The following is a 16,963-nucleotide window of genomic DNA, read 5'->3' as shown; positions in this document are numbered from 1 at the left end:
ACTTTACCATTTTTGTACTTAAAAATATACAAAATAAATGATAATAATTATCTTTTGTTTCCAGCAAAATGATACAATTTAGTTAAGTGTTATGAAACAAATTTTCAAAAGAGGGGTAAAGTACATGGGCCTTAAGACATTCAAAGGTGGTGTTCATCCTTATGACGGCAAGGAACTTTCAAAGGAAAAGCCTATCAAGGATTTAGTGCCACAGGGAGAAATGGTTTATCCATTGTCACAACACATTGGTGCGCCAGCAGTAGCCTGCGTTGCAGTGGGCGATACTGTACTTAGAGGTCAGAAGATTGCTGATGCGGGTGGTTTTGTTTCTGCACCTATTTATTCTTCTGTATCAGGCAAGATAAAAGCGATTGAGCCTAGGCGAGTACCTACTGGAGACATGGTAAACTCCATCGTAATTGAAAGCGATGGAAAATTCATTGAGAAAGGCTTTGAAGGTTGTGATGACTATACAAAGCTTTCTAAAGAGGAACTCATTAAGAAGATTCAGGACGCTGGAATTGTTGGTATGGGTGGAGCGGGATTTCCTACTCACGTAAAGCTTTCTCCAAACAATCCAGAAAAAATTGAGTTCATCATTGCAAACTGTGCAGAATGTGAGCCATATCTTACATCTGATTACAGATCAATGGTTGAAGAGCCTGAAAAACTCATTACAGGAATGAAGATTATTCTTCAGCTGTTTCCAAAAGCAAAGGGACTTCTTGGAATAGAAGATAATAAGAATGATGTTATCGAATCTTTGTCAAAGCTCTGTGAAAAAGAACCTCGTCTCGAGGTAGTTCCACTTATGACAAAATATCCTCAGGGTGGTGAGCGTCAGCTTATCAAAGCCTGCACGGGTAGAGAGATAAATTCAAAGAAGCTTCCTGCTGATGCAGGTTGTATCGTTGATAATGTTGCCACTATCAATGCTGTATACACAGCAGTAGTAGAGGGCAAGCCTGTTATGGATAGAATTTTCACTATCACAGGTGATGCAATCATGGAACCACGTAACTTCTGTATCTGCATTGGTACAAGCTACAAGGAAATACTTGAAGCTGCAGAAGGATATGTTCGTGAGCCACAAAAGCTTATTTCAGGTGGTCCAATGATGGGCTTTGCTCTTATGGATGTTGATGTACCTACTACAAAAACATCGGGAGCTCTTGTTGCATTATCTGAGGATGAAGTTTCTAAGTTCGAGACTACTGCATGCATTAATTGCGGCAGATGTGTAGAAGCTTGTCCTGAAAATCTTATTCCTTCTCGTCTTTCTAAGTTTTCTGATCATGGTGATAAGGAACAGTTTGAAAAGTGGTATGGTCTTGAGTGTATCGAATGTGGTAGCTGCAGTTTTGTATGTCCAGCTCGCCAGCCTTTAGCTCAAGCAATAAAGACCATGAAGAAGATGGTTCTGGCAGATAAGAGAAAAAAGTAGAAAGGAAAGGCAAAACATGAGCAATTTATATAAGGTTTCTTCATCTCCACATGTTAGAGCCAAAGACGATACAAGCCGTATCATGCTTTATGTAATCCTTGCCCTTATGCCAACAACGATATTTGGTATTATAAATTTTGGCCTTAGAGCATTATTACTAGTTGCAGTATGTATTCTAACATGTGTACTTTCAGAGTTTTTATTTGAAAAGGCTGTTGGTAAAAAAAGCACAATCAAGGATTTGAGTGCTGCCGTTACTGGTCTTTTACTTGCACTTAATTTACCAAGCACACTTCCTGTATGGCAGGCAGTTGTTGGTTCCGTATTTGCGATAGTTGTAGTTAAGATGCTTTTTGGTGGTCTTGGACAGAACTTTATGAATCCAGCCCTTGGCGGTAGAGCATTCCTTGTTATTTCTTTTGCCGCTACAATGACACATTTTGAGTATGACGGTGTTGCAGGAGCTACACCTCTTGCATGTCTCAAAAATGGCGAGTTGGTTAATACGCTTGATATGCTTATTGGTCGTACAGGTGGTACTATCGGTGAGACAAGTGCTCTTTGTATTTTAATTGGAGCTATTATCCTTATTCTTTTAGGAGTAATTGATTTAACAATTCCTGGTGTTTACATTTTAAGTTTTGTTGTATTCATCGTTTTATTTGGTGGTCATGGTTTTGACACTACATACATTGTTGCACACCTTTGTGGTGGTGGACTTATGCTTGGTGCCTTCTTCATGGCAACAGATTATGTAACCTCACCAATTACACCTATGGGTAAGGTGATATTTGGTATATGCCTTGGTGTTCTTACCGGATTGTTCAGAATTTTTGGTAACAGTGCAGAAGGAGTCAGCTTCGCGATTATCTTTAGCAACCTTCTTGTTCCTCTTATCGAAAGAGTTACTGTTCCAAGAGCTTTCGGCATTGAACGTGAGAGAAAACCAAAGGAGGTGAAGGCTAATGAATAAATTAGTTAAAGATGCTTTGGTTCTTACAGGTATTACTGTTGTTGCAGGCTTTGCACTTGGTTTGGTTTATGAAATAACAAAAGCACCTATAGCAAAAGCTCAGGAGGATGCCCTTACAAAGGCATATCAGACAGTTTATTCTACTGCTGAGGCCTATGAGCCTTTAGAGGGATTCGATTCTGAAAAGGCTACTGAGATAGTGCATGAAGCAGGCTATACTGATGATACAATTGATAATTGTGTAACAGCCTGGGACGTTAATGGTAATCAGGTTGGATACATTATCACTGTTACCTCATCAGCAGGATATGGCGGAAAAATCACCTTCTCTATGGGTATTACCAATGAAAGTGTGATTAATGGATATTCTATTACAAGTATTTCTGAGACCGCTGGTCTTGGTATGAAAGCCAGAGATACTGGCGATGGTACTTTCTCTTCACAGTTTGTGGATAGAAAAGCAGAGATATTTACAGTTACAAAAAATGGTGCATCTAAATCTTCTGAGGTTGATGCCATTTCTGCAGCTACAATTACTTCAAAGGCTGTAACAAATGGTGTAAATGCAGGTGTTACCTACTTCAATTATTTGGTAGGAGGTGCAGCAAATGAATAAGTATCTTGAAAGATTATATAACGGACTTTGGAAAGAAAATCCTACCTTCGTTTTGATGCTAGGTATGTGTCCAACACTTGCTGTTACCACATCAGCTATCAATGGAATAGGAATGGGACTTTCTACAACTGTTGTACTTGTACTATCAAATATGATGATTTCTGCTCTTAGAAATCTCATACCAGATCGAGTAAGAATGCCAGCGTTCATCGTTGTAGTTGCATCCTTCGTAACAATCGTACAGTTCTTAATGGAAGGCTTTACCCCTTCATTATATGAATCACTTGGAATCTATATTCCACTTATCGTAGTTAACTGCATTATCTTAGGACGTGCAGAGAGCTACGCATCAAAGAATCCTGTTATACCATCTATGTTTGATGGTATTGGAATGGGACTTGGTTTTACCGTCGGACTTACCCTTATCGGTATGGTTCGTGAAATCTTAGGTAATGGATCATTCTTTGGAAATAATATTGCAGCCTTGAATGATTATCACATTACTTTATTTGGTTTGGCTCCTGGAGCATTTTTTGTACTTGGTTTCCTTGTTGCGATAATGAATATTATTCGTAAAAGAATGGAAGCAAAAGGCAAGCCACTTCCAGCTGTTCAGGGATGCTTTGCTGGTGACTGTTCTGGATGTTCACTTTCAAGTGCATGCACTGGAAAGTCATTAGTTCATCATGTAGAAGAGCTTCCACCTGTTAATCCTAAGGATGTGGCAAAGCCGCAGATGGTTAAGCAGGAGGTAAAGCATACTGCAAATGCTAAGAATGTTGAAGATGTAGAAAAATCAGGATCTGATTCTTCTTATGCAGATGATATTGAAGGAAAGGGGGAGGATAAATAATGAGCTATTTTACAGGTTTAGTTCTATTATTGGTTGCATCAGCAATCGTAAATAATGTTGTTCTTTCTCAGTTCCTTGGACTTTGCCCATTCCTTGGTGTTTCTAAAAGAGTAGAGACAGCAGCCGGCATGGGAGGAGCAGTTATATTCGTAATTACGATAGCATCTTTTGTTGCTTCGCTTATTTACAAATTTATTCTTGCTCCTACTGGATTTGAATACATGCAGACAATTGTATTCATCCTTGTAATTGCTGCACTGGTTCAGTTTGTAGAGATGGTTTTAAAGAAGAATGTGCCATCACTTTATAATTCACTTGGTGTATATCTTCCTTTGATTACTACAAACTGCGCTGTTCTTGGTACAGCCATCAATAACGTAACTAACAACTACGATATTCTCGAATCAGTTATAAATGGTTTCGGTGTTGCTGTTGGTTTTACAATTGCTATCGTAATCATGGCTGGTATTCGTGAGAAAATTGAATACAACGATATTCCAGAGACTTTCAAGGGCTCAGCTATAGTTCTTGTAACAGCAGGACTTATGGCAATGGCATTCCTTGGATTCTCAGGAGTAATATAAGGAGGGCTGACGTATGAGTATTGCAGGAATTTTTTTGGCAGCAGTCATTGTTGGCGCTACCGGTTGTATTATTGGATTTTTCCTTTGTTTCGCTTCTGAAAAATTTAAGGTAGCAGTTGATCCTAAGGAGGAGGCTGTACTTGCAGTACTTCCAGGAAATAACTGTGGTGGTTGCGGATATGCCGGATGTTCTGGTCTTGCAGCTGCAATTGCAAAGGGCGAGGCTCCTGTAAATGGTTGTCCTGTTGGTGGAGCTCCAGTAGCTGCCTTAGTTTCAGAAATCATGGGAGTTGAGGCAGAGGAAGGTGGTCGTAAGGTTGCCTTTGTAATGTGTCATGGTACATGTGATCATGCTACTCAGCTTTACGATTACACTGGTGTAGAAGATTGTAAAGCAATGGCCTTTGTTCCAGGTGGTGGACCTAAAGCCTGCTCTTATGGTTGTATGGGATTTGGTTCTTGTGTAAAGGCTTGTCCATTTGATGCAATTCACATCATCGATGGAGTTGCAGTAGTAGACAAGGAAGCCTGCAAGGCTTGTGGTAAGTGCGTTGAAACTTGTCCAAATCACCTTATTGAGCTGATTCCTTACGAAGCAGGACATGCAGTTCGTTGTCACAATAATGATAAGGGCAAGGATGTTATGGCTGTCTGCAAGGTTGGTTGTATAGGATGTCACAAGTGTGAAAAGACTTGTGAGGTTGGTGCAATCACAGTAGATGGATTCTTTGCTCACATCGACCAAAGTAAGTGTACAAGCTGTGGTAAGTGCGCCGAAGTTTGTCCAAGACATATAATTTTATAAATCGTAAAACCCTTAGCAAATTAAGCTAAGGGTTTTTTGCGCCAAAAATAAACTTGGCTTGCGGGAGCATGTTATACTAGGATGGCGCTGATTTCTCTTGCCTAAACGCGGTGGTAAGTGGTATGATAATGCGGAATATAAATAGGAGAAGCGCTATGTACGGACATGATTTTACTAAGAAGAAGCGTGTTGTAGTTAAGGTTGGTTCATCCACTATTACACATGAAGCTACAGGTAACATTGATTACACTAAGCTGGAGCGTTTAGTTCGACAGCTTTGTGATTTGCGAGCTCAGGGCAAGGATGTATGTCTTGTTTCATCTGGTGCCATCGCAGTTGGTCGTTATGCCATTGGCCTTAAGGATCGTCCTAAGGACCTGGCTACAAAGCAGGCTTGTGCCTCTATCGGGCAGGCTTATTTGATGTCGGTTTATCAGAAGCTGTTTTCAGAGTATAATCAGCGAGCAGGTCAGATTCTTATGACTAAGAAGACTATGACCGATCCAGAGTCCAGAGAAAACGCCCGTAATACCTTCGAGCAGCTTTTCGCACTTGGCGTTATTCCTGTTGTAAACGAAAATGATACAGTAGCCACACACGAGATTCAGTTTGGCGATAACGATTCCCTTTCAGCTATCGTTACAGCCCTTGTTAAGGCTGACGCTCTTGTATTGCTTTCAGATATTGATGGTCTTTACACAGACAATCCTAATACAAACCCAGATGCGGAGTTTGTTCCTATAGTTGAGGACTTGGATGCTGTTATGGGTATGGCCTCAGAGGAAAGCACATCAAATGTTGGTACAGGTGGCATGACTGCAAAGCTTCGTGCAGCACAGATTGCCACATACAGCGGCGCAGATATGGTTATCACTAACGGAGCACACATCGGTAATATACATCGTATTTTTGAGAATAAGGATAAGGGCACATTGTTTATCGCTAATAAACGTGATGATGTCCGAGTCTTAGATTTATTAGAGGATTAAAATGATTACAGAGAAAGATATTGCAAGAATCAACGAATTATATCACAAGAGTAAGGCAGAAGGTCTTACTGATGCAGAAAAGGAAGAGCAGGCAAAGCTTAGAAGAGCATATATCGATGCTATCAAAGGAAATGTTCGTGCGCAGCTCAATAACATTGACATTGTTGACGAAAATGGCAAGGTAGAAAACCTTGGCGAAAAATATGGAAAGAAGTCAAAATAATAATACTCTTAGAAAACAACACAAATTAATGAGAGATAGTATTGCAACCTTTGACAGGCAGTTCCTATCTCAACAAATCGTTATTAGTTTAAAAGCTCTTTTAGAATCTGATTTTGAAAGAGCTAATATTTTTTTATGCTTTTATCCATTTGGCTCAGAGGTGGACGTACTTTTATTGTATAAGCATCTTTTAGATAAAGGGAAAGAATTGTATTTCCCAGTATCTGATAAGGAAAATCACCAATTGATTTTTAGAAGGGTTTCTAATCTTTCTACAGATTTTCACCTGGGTGCATACGACATCATGGAGCCTAATGATGACCTTCCGGTTTATAATAATGATGGTGCTACCGTCGTATTTACGCCGGGATTGGTTTTTGATACTAACCTTAATCGACTGGGCTATGGAGCGGGATATTACGACAGATTTTTCCATCAGAATAGTGATGTGACAAAAATTGGTCTTTGCTTCAACTCTCAGATTAATAATGAAATAATCCCAGAGGAGCATGATGTTCCAATGGATATTATAGTTACTGACAGGCGCATCTTAAGGAGAAAAGGCTATGACATTAATTGAACTTGCAGCAAAGGCTAAAGAAGCTAAATACGAGATTGCACTACTTTCCACTGAGGTTAAAAACAAAGCTATTCTTGCCGCGGCAGACGCACTTGAGAAAAACAGCTCTGAAATTATAAGTGCCAATGCTATTGATATGGCAAACGGCGAGAAAAAAGGACTTAATCAAGGACTTTTGGACCGCTTAAAGCTTGACGAAGGCCGTATCAAAGGAATGGCTGATGGTCTTAGAGTTGTTGTAGAGCTTGAAGACCCAATCGGAAAGATTACTGAAGAATTTGACAGACCTAATGGACTGAAGATAAAAAAGCGTCTTGTTCCAATTGGTGTTGTAGGTGTAATTTACGAGGCCAGACCTAATGTTACAGCGGATGTCTTTGGACTTTGCTTTAAGACCGGAAATGCTGTTATTCTTAAGGGTGGCAGTGACGCATTAGAATCAAATAAAGCTATAGTTAAGGTAATAAAGGCTTCTTTACAGGAAAATGGTCTTCCAGTGGATGCCATAACACTTATAGAAGATACTACAAGAGAATCTACTAATCAGATGATGCGCATGAATGATTACATTGATGTGCTCATCCCAAGAGGCGGTGCTGGCCTTATTAAATCAGTTGTTGAAAACGCATCTGTTCCAGTTATTGAAACTGGATCAGGTAATTGCCATATTTACGTAGATTATGATGCTGAAATTGATATGGCTATTAGCATTATCGAAAATGCTAAGACTCAGCGTATTGGAGTTTGCAATGCCTGCGAGTCTCTTGTAATCAATGAACAGATAGCGCCAAAACTTCTTCCAGCTTTGAATTCCAAGCTTAGAGAACATGGCGTGCAGATATTTGCTGATGAGAAATCCAGAGCCTTTATGGAAGGCTCAGATGCAGCTACAGAAAAGGATTTTGCTACAGAGTATTTGGATTACATTATCTCTGTAAAAACAGTTTCAAATGTTGATGAGGCAATCGCCCATATCAATAAATATAATACAGGTCATTCTGAATCTATCATCACAAATGATAGGGAAAACGCAGAGAAATTCTTAAGTGGAATCGATGCAGCCTGTGTTTATGTAAATGCTTCCACCAGATTTACTGATGGATTTGAATTTGGCTTTGGTGCTGAGATTGGAATAAGCACTCAGAAGCTTCATGCAAGAGGTCCAATGGGACTACTTGCATTAACAAGTTATAAATACACCATCTATGGCGATGGTCAGATTAGAAAGTAAGATAGGATTTTTAAATGAGTATTACAGATTTATTAAACAATGCTCCAGATCAGGAGCCAGAGCGTCAATATTATTTTATTGAGGAAGCAAAGAAGATTGTAGCTAAGAAGGAGCAGGAAAAGGGCCGTAAGCTTACTTGCTGTGTTACTACTTTTGGCTGCCAGATGAATGCCAGAGATTCTGAAAAGCTTCTTGGTATTTTAAAGCAGATTGGTTATGTGGAGACAGAGGATGAGAATGCAGATTTTGTCATCTACAATACATGTACAGTACGTGAGAATGCTAATAATAAGGTTTATGGTCATCTTGGTATCCTTCATGGCTATAAGAAAAAGAATAAGGATATGATGATTGGTCTTTGCGGTTGTATGATGCAGGAGCCTTCAGTTATTGAGCACCTTAAAGCTAATTACAAGTTCGTAGACCTTATTTTTGGTACACACAATCTCTATAAATTTGCAGAGTTATTTACTACAGCACTTCTCAATAAAAAGGGCATGATTATTGATATCTGGAAGGATACCGACAAAATCGTAGAGAACCTTCCAATTTCTCGTAAATACCCATTTAAGTCTGGTGTAAATATCAGCTTTGGCTGTAATAACTTCTGCTCATACTGTATCGTTCCTTATGTTCGTGGACGTGAACGTTCTAGAAAGCCTGAGGATATCGTTGAGGAGATTAAGAGTCTTGTGGCTGATGGCGTTGTAGAGGTAATGCTTCTTGGACAGAATGTTAACTCTTACGGTGTGGGTCTTGAGGAAAAGGTTACTTTCGCAGACCTTCTTCGTATGGTAAATGATATCGAGGGATTAAAGCGTATTCGTTTCATGACGCCTCATCCAAAGGATTTATCTGATGAATTAATCGAGGCTATGGCTACATGTGATAAGGTTTGTCATCACATGCATCTTCCTCTTCAGTCAGGTAGCACAGAAATCCTTAAGAAGATGAATCGTCGCTACACAAAGGAGCACTATCTTGGCTTGGTTGAGAAGCTTCGTGCCCGTATTCCTGATGTAGCAATTACTACCGATATCATCGTCGGTTTCCCTGGTGAGACAGAGGAAGATTTCCTTGATACTATGGATGTAGTAGATAAGGTTCACTATGATTCAGCATTTACCTTCATCTACTCTAAGAGAATAGGAACACCTGCAGCGGCTATGGAGAATCAGGTGCCAGAGGATGTTGTAAAGGATCGTTTCGACAGACTTCTTGCCCTTGTTCAGAAGCATGGCCATGATAAGGTTAAGTCTTTAGAGGGAACTGTTCAGGAGGTTCTTGTAGAAGAGGTTAACGAGCAGGATGCTTCACTTGTTTCAGGTAAGCTTGCAAACAACGTAACTGTTCATTTCCCAGGAGATGAATCTATGATTGGAAAAATCGTTAAGGTTAGGTTAAACTGTTGTAAGGGATTCTACTTCATAGGAGAAATCTCAGAATAAACAACAAGGGGGAGAGTGTATGTTTGCTTACGTTCGCGGCACACTTTCAGATATTGATGAGAATATTGTAATTATAGAGAATAATGGAGTGGGTTATGCTATTAGCTCATCTATGAGTACAATCAGGCAGTTGCCAAATATTGGCTCAGAAGTAAAGCTTAATACAAAGCTCATTCCAAAAGAAGATTCTCTTACTTTATATGGATTTTATGATAAGGAGGAGCTTAAGATGTTTGAGCTTCTTCTTTCAGTTAGTGGAATTGGTCCTAAGGGAGCCCTTGCTATCCTTAGTAACATGACAGTTAGTGATATTCAGTTTGCTGTAGCAGGAGAAGATGCTAAGGCTTTTGCTGCATGTCCTGGAATTGGCAAAAAGACAGCAGAGCGTGCCATTATTGATCTCAAGGATAAGGTTGATATTATTGGTGCCTTTGAAGCTAAGATTACTTCTGATTTATCAGGTAAGAAGAGCTCTATTCCTGTTATTTCTGTTAAGGAAGAAGTTCTTGAAGCGCTGGTATCACTTGGATATTCTGCAAGCAATGCAGCCCGTGCTCTCGATAAAATGACAATCACCGAGTCTACCACTACAGAGCAGCTTTTGAGTGACACACTTAAACAGATGTCATTCTTATAGGATAGAGAATTTTACCAAAAATTCAGGGAGTTTTACAATGTTATCAAATAAACAAATTACATCAACAATAGCAAGTCATGAAGATCTTGTAAATGATAATGCTCTTAGACCAAAGTCTTTTGATGGCTATATCGGACAGACTAAGGTCAAGGAAAATATGAAAATCTATATTGAGGCTGCAAAGAATCGTGGGGATGCCTTGGATCATGTGCTTTTATATGGCCCTCCAGGACTTGGAAAGACTACTCTTGCAGGGATTGTTGCAGGAGAGATGGGTTCTAATATAAAGGTTACCTCTGGCCCAGCTATTACTATCCCAGGCGAGATTGTAGCTGTGCTCATGACTCTTAAGGATGGAGATATCTTATTTATTGATGAAATCCATCGTCTTTCAAAGCCTGTAGAGGAGACTCTCTATTCAGCAATGGAGGATTTTGCTGTAGATATTGTTATGGGTAAAGACACTACAGCCCGTTCAATTCACACAAAGCTTCCTAGATTTACTTTAATTGGTGCTACTACAAGACCGGGACTTCTTTCTGCACCTCTTAGAGATCGATTTGGAATCATTGGACATATGGATTATTACACTCCAGAGGAGCTTTCTACTATTGTCACAGCTTCTGCGGCAAAGCTTAATGCTCCAATAGATTATGAGGGCGCATATCAGATAGCTCTTCGTTCCAGAGGAACTCCTCGTCTTGCCAATAGATACCTAAAGCGCGTAAGAGATTATGCGGAGGTTCGTTATGATGGTGAGATTACAAAGGAGGTAGCTTCTGCCACTCTTGATTCTCTTGAGGTAGATACATTAGGACTTGATAATAACGATAGAAATATACTGCTTGCTATTATTGAGCGTTTTAATGGCGGTCCAGTAGGACTTGATAATCTTGCCGCTACAGTTGGTGAAGATTCAGGTACAATAGAGGATGTATATGAACCATATCTTTTACAGCATGGTCTTATAATTCGCACGCCAAAGGGCAGAGTAGCCACTAAGGTTGCATATGAACATTTCAATATGCCGGTCCCAGAAAATGTTATCTAGACTAGCCAAAATACTTGTTTTTAAGCCTAAAGAAATATATAATTAAACATGAAATTCTGACGGGAGGATGCGTTATGGTTTCCGAAAAAAGCGCAAAGGTGCTTATAGGCGGAAAAGTATATACGTTAAGTGGTTACGAGGAGGAGGAATACCTTCAGCGCGTAGCTAATTACATCAATTCTAAGCTTGATGAGTTTAATTCAATTGATGGATACAAGCGTATTTCAGCTGACCTTAAAGCAACATTACTAGAGCTGAATATTGCTGACGACTACTTCAAAGCCAAAACACAGGTTGAATCTCTGGAGTCAGATTTAGATATTCGTGACAAAGAAATATATAATCTTAAGCATGATTTAATTTCAGCTCAGCTGAAAACTGAGACATTAGAAGAGACTATTGCAAAGCTTGAGAAGGAGAACAAAGAGCTTCTTCTTCATAAGACAAAGCTTGAGGCTTCCCTAGAGGATGCTCTTCTAGGTTCGTTATCAGACAACTAATCAGAGTCCCTTCATAGGGACTCGTTTTTATTTTTATAAATAGTAAAGGAAATTTATGAATCAATTAGAATTACTTTCACCAGCAGGTGATTTGCAAATTTTTAAAGCAGTTGTTGATGCGGGAGCGGATGCCGTTTATTTCGGTGGCGATTTATTTGGCGCCAGAGCTTACGCTAAGAACTTCTCTATAGAGGAGGCTGCAGAAGCAATTAAATACGCTCATATACGTGGGAAAAAGGCTTATCTTACTGTAAATACATTGCTTAAAAATCCTGAGATTGAAGGCGATTTATATAAATATTTACGTGCATACGTTGAAAATGGAATCGATGCCTTTATAGTTCAGGATTTTGGTGTATTTAATTTTATCAGAGAATATTTTCCAGATACTCATATTCACGTGAGCACTCAGGTTAGCACTTGTACAGGATATGGTGCAAAGCTATTAGAAGATTTGGGTGCAGCACGTATCGTTACAGCAAGAGAGATTTCTTGTCAGGAGATTTCCAAGATACATGAGATGTGCCCTGATCTTGAGATTGAAAGCTTTATTCACGGAGCTCTTTGTGTTTGTTATTCAGGTCAATGTCTTATGTCATCTATTATAGGTGGTCGCTCAGGTAATAGAGGCCGCTGCGCACAGCCTTGCCGTTTGCCATATGATGCGTTTGATGAAAATGGCAAAAAGCTTAATAAAAAGGGAAATTATATCCTTTCACCAAAGGATTTCTGCACAATCAATTACCTTCCCGAGATGATTGAAGCTGGTGTTATGTCCTTTAAGATTGAGGGACGTATGAAGCAGCTTTCTTATGCTACAGGAGTGGTTAGTGTTTACAGACATTATTTAGATGAATATTTATATAAGGGCGCTCGTAATTATTCTGTTTCCCAGGAGGATATTCAGAAGCTTCTTGATTACGGTAATCGTAGTGGTTTTACAGATTTATATATGCACAAGCATAATGGACCAGATATGATTACCTTTGAGGCGCCATCACATACAAAAACTGAAACAGAGCCTGCCTACGAAAATTCATCAAAAATTAAAGTGGATTGTAGAGTTAAAGCTTTGCTCGGTGAAGAATTTTTAGTTCGTTTTTACGATAATAATGGACAGGTCGGCGAAGCTTTTGGTCAGGTAATAGAAAAGGCTAGCAAGAAGCCTACTACAGAAGAGGATATTAAAAAGGCAGTTGCTGGACTTGGTAACACACCTTTTGAATTAGTTAAGCTTGATATTGATGCAGATGAAGATATTTTCCTTCCTGTATCAGTAATTAAGAATGCCAGAAGGGAAGCTGTTGAAAATCTTTTATTTAATATTTCCGGAAATTCTTCTAAGCCAACAATTAATGACTTTGAAAAAATGTCCTTTAAGGGTAATATTTCCCAGAGTCAGGACACTTTTGTTACGGTTTCTACCCTTGAACAGCTTAAAGCGGTCATTGGCTTTGATTTTATAAAGTCGATAGCTGTTCCAACAAATTTATATAACGAGGCAAGAAATCTTTTTGATGGAGATTTATATATTTATTTACCTCCAATCCTAAGAGCAGAATATACCAATATTTCAATTCCAGAATCAGCTGCAGGAGTTATAGCAGCATCTTTTGATGAACTTGGATGGTTAAAAGAGAAGGGATATCCTTTTGAAAAGGTAATTCTTGATCATAGACTTTATACTTTTAATAATCGAAGCATTAAGGGATATAGAAATCTTGGATTAAACAGAGATTGCATTTCTTATGAGCTTTCCCTTAAAGAGCTTAAGCATAGAGATAATGCGCATTCTCAGATGATAGTTTACAGTCGTATTCCGATGATGATTACAGCCAACTGCACTATTAAAAATACTGTAGGCTGCAAGAAAAATAACGGCACGGTGACTCTTGTAGACAGAAAGAATGAGAATCACATAATTAAATGTAACTGCGATTATTGTTATAACACTATTTATAATAGCAAGAAGTATATTGCTTTTGATTTGAAAGCTGATTTGTTGGATCTTGGAGTCAAGGAATTTCGACTTGATTTCACTCTTGAAGATTTTAAAGAAACTCAGGAGATACTTCGTATATACGATAATGTTTTTAACAATAATCAATTAGTTCATATCAAAGAAGATTACACAAAAGGACATTTAAAAAGAGGCGTAGAATAGAGTGGTTAGCGTAATTACTTCTTTTTCAAGAATTACTATACTTTCATACATTATTATATTTACTATCATAGATTTGCTTCAGATTTTAGAGCCTAAATTTAGTGAGGCAGTTAGTAGTGTACTTACTACAATTCAAGCGGTAATGATAGTTTTATTCCTTTGCAATTCTGTTGCTGTTTTGTATTTTGCAAGGGAAGATTTCAATATTATTCTTTTGGCGGTTTTTCAACTGGGCTTTTTGGTTATCACCGCTATATTATTAAACAGTTTATCAGTGCCTGCTTCTAAGGCACTGATTAATAATGTTCTTTTGATGCTTTGCTTCAGCTTTGTGGCCATCGAAAGACTAAATATTGATAAATCAGTTAGACAGCTAATTAATGGCGTGTTTTCTTTGATTATGGCTGTGGCTGTTATCTATATTCTTAGAAAAATTCCAGAAATATCCCGTTATTTATTGGCGTTCGCGGTCATAGGAATTATGGCATTGCTTGCTATTAGTTTTATAGGTAATGTGGAATACGGTGCCAGACTTTCCTTTAATGTTTTGGGAATTCGTATTCAGCCTAGTGAATTAGTAAAACTTACATATCTGTTTTTTATCGCAGGATGTATTGTTACCTTCAAGGATTTTAGAGGCTATTTATTTTCTACTTTAGGAGCTGCGGCTCATGTGCTGGTGCTTGTTCATTCTAAAGATTTGGGAACAGCATTGATATTCCTTGTAGCCTATGTTTTCCTTACTTTTATAGCCTACAAAAATTATATTTTACTTGGTTTAGAAATAGGTGGAGCGATAGTTGGCGGAATAATAGCCTTTAATGCATTCCCGCATATTCAGACAAGATTTGTAGCATGGCTGGATCCACTTTCGGTAGTAGATAATCAGGGCTATCAAATTTCCCAGTCACTGTTTGCGATAGGCACCGGTAGTTGGCTGGGCTCTGGAATTAATAACGGTATGCCAGCGAAGATTCCTGTTGTTGTTTCAGATTTTATATTTGCGGCTATTTCAGAAGAAATGGGCGCCGTTGTAGCGGCCTGTCTTATAATTATTTACATGTGTTCAACTATTATGATTCTTAACATGGCATTTAGTTGTTCCAACAGTTTCTATATGCTGGTTGTAAGCGGTATTGCCGTTATTTTTGGTATTCAGACAGTGCTTAATATAGGTGGTGTTATTAAGTTTATTCCATCTACTGGTGTCACACTTCCATTTATAAGTTATGGTGGAAGCTCGTTGTTATCAATGTTTATAGGATTTTTTATAGCTGAATGCTCAGAAGATTTGTGGCGTACAGCGAAAGGCCGAAGAAGATATGACTAATAATCACAATAAAAAATCAGTGCGTAAAGAAATATATGTGGTGGCTGTCATTTTTGGAATTCTTTTTATTTCGATGATAGTTTATTTTTTGCGCTTTTTGTTATTTGACTCAAGAGAGTTTATATATAATTCCTACAACTCCAGATTTTCTGTTTTTGCGGATGATGTTGTAAGGGGACCAATTTATACTGCTGATGGCAGGGCAATGGCAAAAACAACTAAAGATGACGAAGGAAATGAGGTAAGAGTTTATCCAGATGAGAGGCTGTTTTCACATGCAGTTGGATATGTAGGTCATGGTATGGCTGGGCTGGAGTCGTCTTATTCTTTTGATTTATTGAAATCACATATTTCACTTAGTGATCAGATAAATAACAGTCTTACTGGCAGAAAAAGTATGGGAGACAGCCTTTATACCACTCTTAATTATGATGCGCAAAAAGCTGCATATGATGGACTTGGTATGTTTGATGGTGCTGTTATTGCAATAGATCCTGAAACAGGAAAGGTTGTTGCCATGGTGTCAAAACCTGACTACAATCCAAATACTATCGATAAATACTGGGATGATATAAATGATACTGAAAAAGGAGATTCAGCTCTTTTGAATCGAGCCTCCAATGGAGCGTATCCGCCAGGGTCTACATTTAAGATTGTTACCACGTTAGCATATTTAAGAGATGGTAATTCGTCTTCTGATTTTTCTTATAAGTGTGATGGAAAGTTTTTGGTGGATGATTACACCATTCACTGTAGTGGTAATAAATCTCATGGACAGGAAGATTTGCTTAAGGCTTTTTCTAATTCCTGCAATAGTGCCTATGCATCAATTGGAGTGGAGCTCGATAGGGATATATTCCAGTCTACAGCAGAAGATTTACTTTTCAATAAATCACTGCCTACAATGTTGAACGGGGCTAAAGCCTCCAAATTTAAAATAAATAAAGATACAAAAGAAAGTATTGTAGCCCAGACGGCTATAGGTCAGGGCAAAACTACCGTATCACCGCTTCATATGTGTATGTTGGTTTCTTCCATTGCAAACGATGGAGCCTTAATGGAACCTTATTTGGTTGATAGAATCATTAGTGACGATGGGGAAGTGGTTTCTGAGACGGAACCTGCTTTATATGGTCAGATTATGTCTTCTCAGGAGGCAGAACTATTAGAAGAGTATATGGAAGCTGTTGTTACAGAAGGAACAGCAGAAAAGGTGAATTTCGGCGATTTAAAGGTATACGGCAAAACAGGAACAGCTGAGTATACTGAAAATAAAAAGATTACTCATTCATGGTTTGTTGGCTACGCAATTAATGATAATGGAAAGAAGCTGGCGATAGCTGTTATTATGGAGGGAGCCGGCTATGGTAGCAAGTATGCGGCCCCTTTGGCAGCTGATGTTTTCAAGGCTTATTTGGGAAATTAGCAATAATTAGTATTTATTTAGGAAAAAATGATTGCAATTTCTAATTTGCTTTGCTATAATCCATTTGTTGCTTAATCAGAGGCAACTTGGTTTTTGAAATATATTACAA

At 38.6% G+C, this 16,963-nt stretch carries 17 protein-coding genes; all 17 read left to right on the top strand.

Going from position 1 to position 16,963, the window contains the following annotated elements:
• Positions 1–124: 124 nt before the first annotated feature.
• On the top strand, positions 125–1,444 hold the full coding sequence (gene rsxC / locus BLP54_RS03010; protein ID WP_090166583.1) for an electron transport complex subunit RsxC: 1,320 nt from the start codon (positions 125–127) through the stop codon (positions 1,442–1,444).
• A gap of 16 nt (positions 1,445–1,460) precedes the next feature.
• Entirely contained in the window at positions 1,461–2,417 is a 957-nt protein-coding gene (locus BLP54_RS03005; RefSeq protein ID WP_090166581.1) for an RnfABCDGE type electron transport complex subunit D, read from the top strand.
• On the top strand, positions 2,410–3,033 hold the full coding sequence (locus tag BLP54_RS03000; protein WP_090166580.1) for an RnfABCDGE type electron transport complex subunit G: 624 nt from the start codon (positions 2,410–2,412) through the stop codon (positions 3,031–3,033). The genes BLP54_RS03005 and BLP54_RS03000 overlap by 8 nt, the downstream gene beginning before the upstream one ends.
• Positions 3,026–3,886, top strand: coding sequence for an electron transport complex subunit RsxE (gene rsxE / locus BLP54_RS02995; protein ID WP_090166578.1), 861 nt, complete (start codon positions 3,026–3,028; stop codon positions 3,884–3,886). Before BLP54_RS03000 ends, rsxE begins: the two co-directional genes overlap by 8 nt.
• Positions 3,886–4,470 (top strand): electron transport complex subunit RsxA, encoded by a 585-nt coding sequence (rsxA, locus tag BLP54_RS02990; RefSeq protein ID WP_072912570.1) that lies wholly within the window; start codon positions 3,886–3,888, stop codon positions 4,468–4,470. Before rsxE ends, rsxA begins: the two co-directional genes overlap by 1 nt.
• Before the next feature lie 13 nt (positions 4,471–4,483).
• Entirely contained in the window at positions 4,484–5,275 is a 792-nt protein-coding gene (locus BLP54_RS02985; protein WP_090166576.1) for an RnfABCDGE type electron transport complex subunit B, read from the top strand.
• Between the two features lie 155 nt (positions 5,276–5,430).
• Positions 5,431–6,264: a glutamate 5-kinase gene (proB, locus tag BLP54_RS02980; protein ID WP_090166574.1), complete on the top strand. Its 834-nt coding sequence runs from the start codon at positions 5,431–5,433 to the stop codon at positions 6,262–6,264.
• A gap of 1 nt (position 6,265) precedes the next feature.
• A complete protein-coding gene (locus tag BLP54_RS02975; protein WP_176754442.1) occupies positions 6,266–6,487 on the top strand; it encodes a DUF896 domain-containing protein in 222 nt (73 codons plus the stop codon).
• The gene (locus BLP54_RS02970; protein WP_090166572.1) at positions 6,468–7,067 is read left to right on the top strand and encodes a 5-formyltetrahydrofolate cyclo-ligase; all 600 of its coding nucleotides are present in this window, start codon (positions 6,468–6,470) and stop codon (positions 7,065–7,067) included. Before BLP54_RS02975 ends, BLP54_RS02970 begins: the two co-directional genes overlap by 20 nt.
• Entirely contained in the window at positions 7,054–8,298 is a 1,245-nt protein-coding gene (locus BLP54_RS02965; protein WP_090166570.1) for a glutamate-5-semialdehyde dehydrogenase, read from the top strand. The genes BLP54_RS02970 and BLP54_RS02965 overlap by 14 nt, the downstream gene beginning before the upstream one ends.
• 14 nt (positions 8,299–8,312) lie before the next feature.
• Positions 8,313–9,746, top strand: a complete 1,434-nt coding sequence (gene miaB / locus BLP54_RS02960; RefSeq protein WP_090166568.1) for a tRNA (N6-isopentenyl adenosine(37)-C2)-methylthiotransferase MiaB — start codon at positions 8,313–8,315, stop codon at positions 9,744–9,746.
• Between the two features lie 19 nt (positions 9,747–9,765).
• Positions 9,766–10,383: a Holliday junction branch migration protein RuvA gene (gene ruvA, locus BLP54_RS02955; protein WP_090166566.1), complete on the top strand. Its 618-nt coding sequence runs from the start codon at positions 9,766–9,768 to the stop codon at positions 10,381–10,383.
• 37 nt (positions 10,384–10,420) lie between these two features.
• On the top strand, positions 10,421–11,434 hold the full coding sequence (gene ruvB, locus BLP54_RS02950) for a Holliday junction branch migration DNA helicase RuvB (RefSeq protein ID WP_090166564.1): 1,014 nt from the start codon (positions 10,421–10,423) through the stop codon (positions 11,432–11,434).
• A 74-nt stretch (positions 11,435–11,508) separates the two neighbouring features.
• Positions 11,509–11,934 (top strand): cell division protein ZapA, encoded by a 426-nt coding sequence (zapA, locus tag BLP54_RS02945; RefSeq protein ID WP_090166562.1) that lies wholly within the window; start codon positions 11,509–11,511, stop codon positions 11,932–11,934.
• 55 nt (positions 11,935–11,989) lie between these two features.
• Positions 11,990–14,098 (top strand): peptidase U32 family protein, encoded by a 2,109-nt coding sequence (locus BLP54_RS02940; RefSeq protein WP_090166560.1) that lies wholly within the window; start codon positions 11,990–11,992, stop codon positions 14,096–14,098.
• 1 nt (position 14,099) lies between these two features.
• A complete protein-coding gene (locus BLP54_RS02935) occupies positions 14,100–15,428 on the top strand; it encodes an FtsW/RodA/SpoVE family cell cycle protein (RefSeq protein ID WP_090166558.1) in 1,329 nt (442 codons plus the stop codon).
• The gene (locus BLP54_RS02930) at positions 15,421–16,854 is read left to right on the top strand and encodes a peptidoglycan D,D-transpeptidase FtsI family protein (RefSeq protein ID WP_090166556.1); all 1,434 of its coding nucleotides are present in this window, start codon (positions 15,421–15,423) and stop codon (positions 16,852–16,854) included. Before BLP54_RS02935 ends, BLP54_RS02930 begins: the two co-directional genes overlap by 8 nt.
• The last annotated feature ends 109 nt before the right edge of the window (positions 16,855–16,963 follow it).

The sequence above is a fragment of the Pseudobutyrivibrio sp. 49 genome, assembly GCF_900100545.1.
Classification (GTDB): Bacteria; Bacillota; Clostridia; order Lachnospirales; family Lachnospiraceae; genus Pseudobutyrivibrio.
The sequence above is the reverse complement of the archived record's forward strand: the minus strand, read 5'-3'. Positions and strand labels throughout refer to the sequence as shown.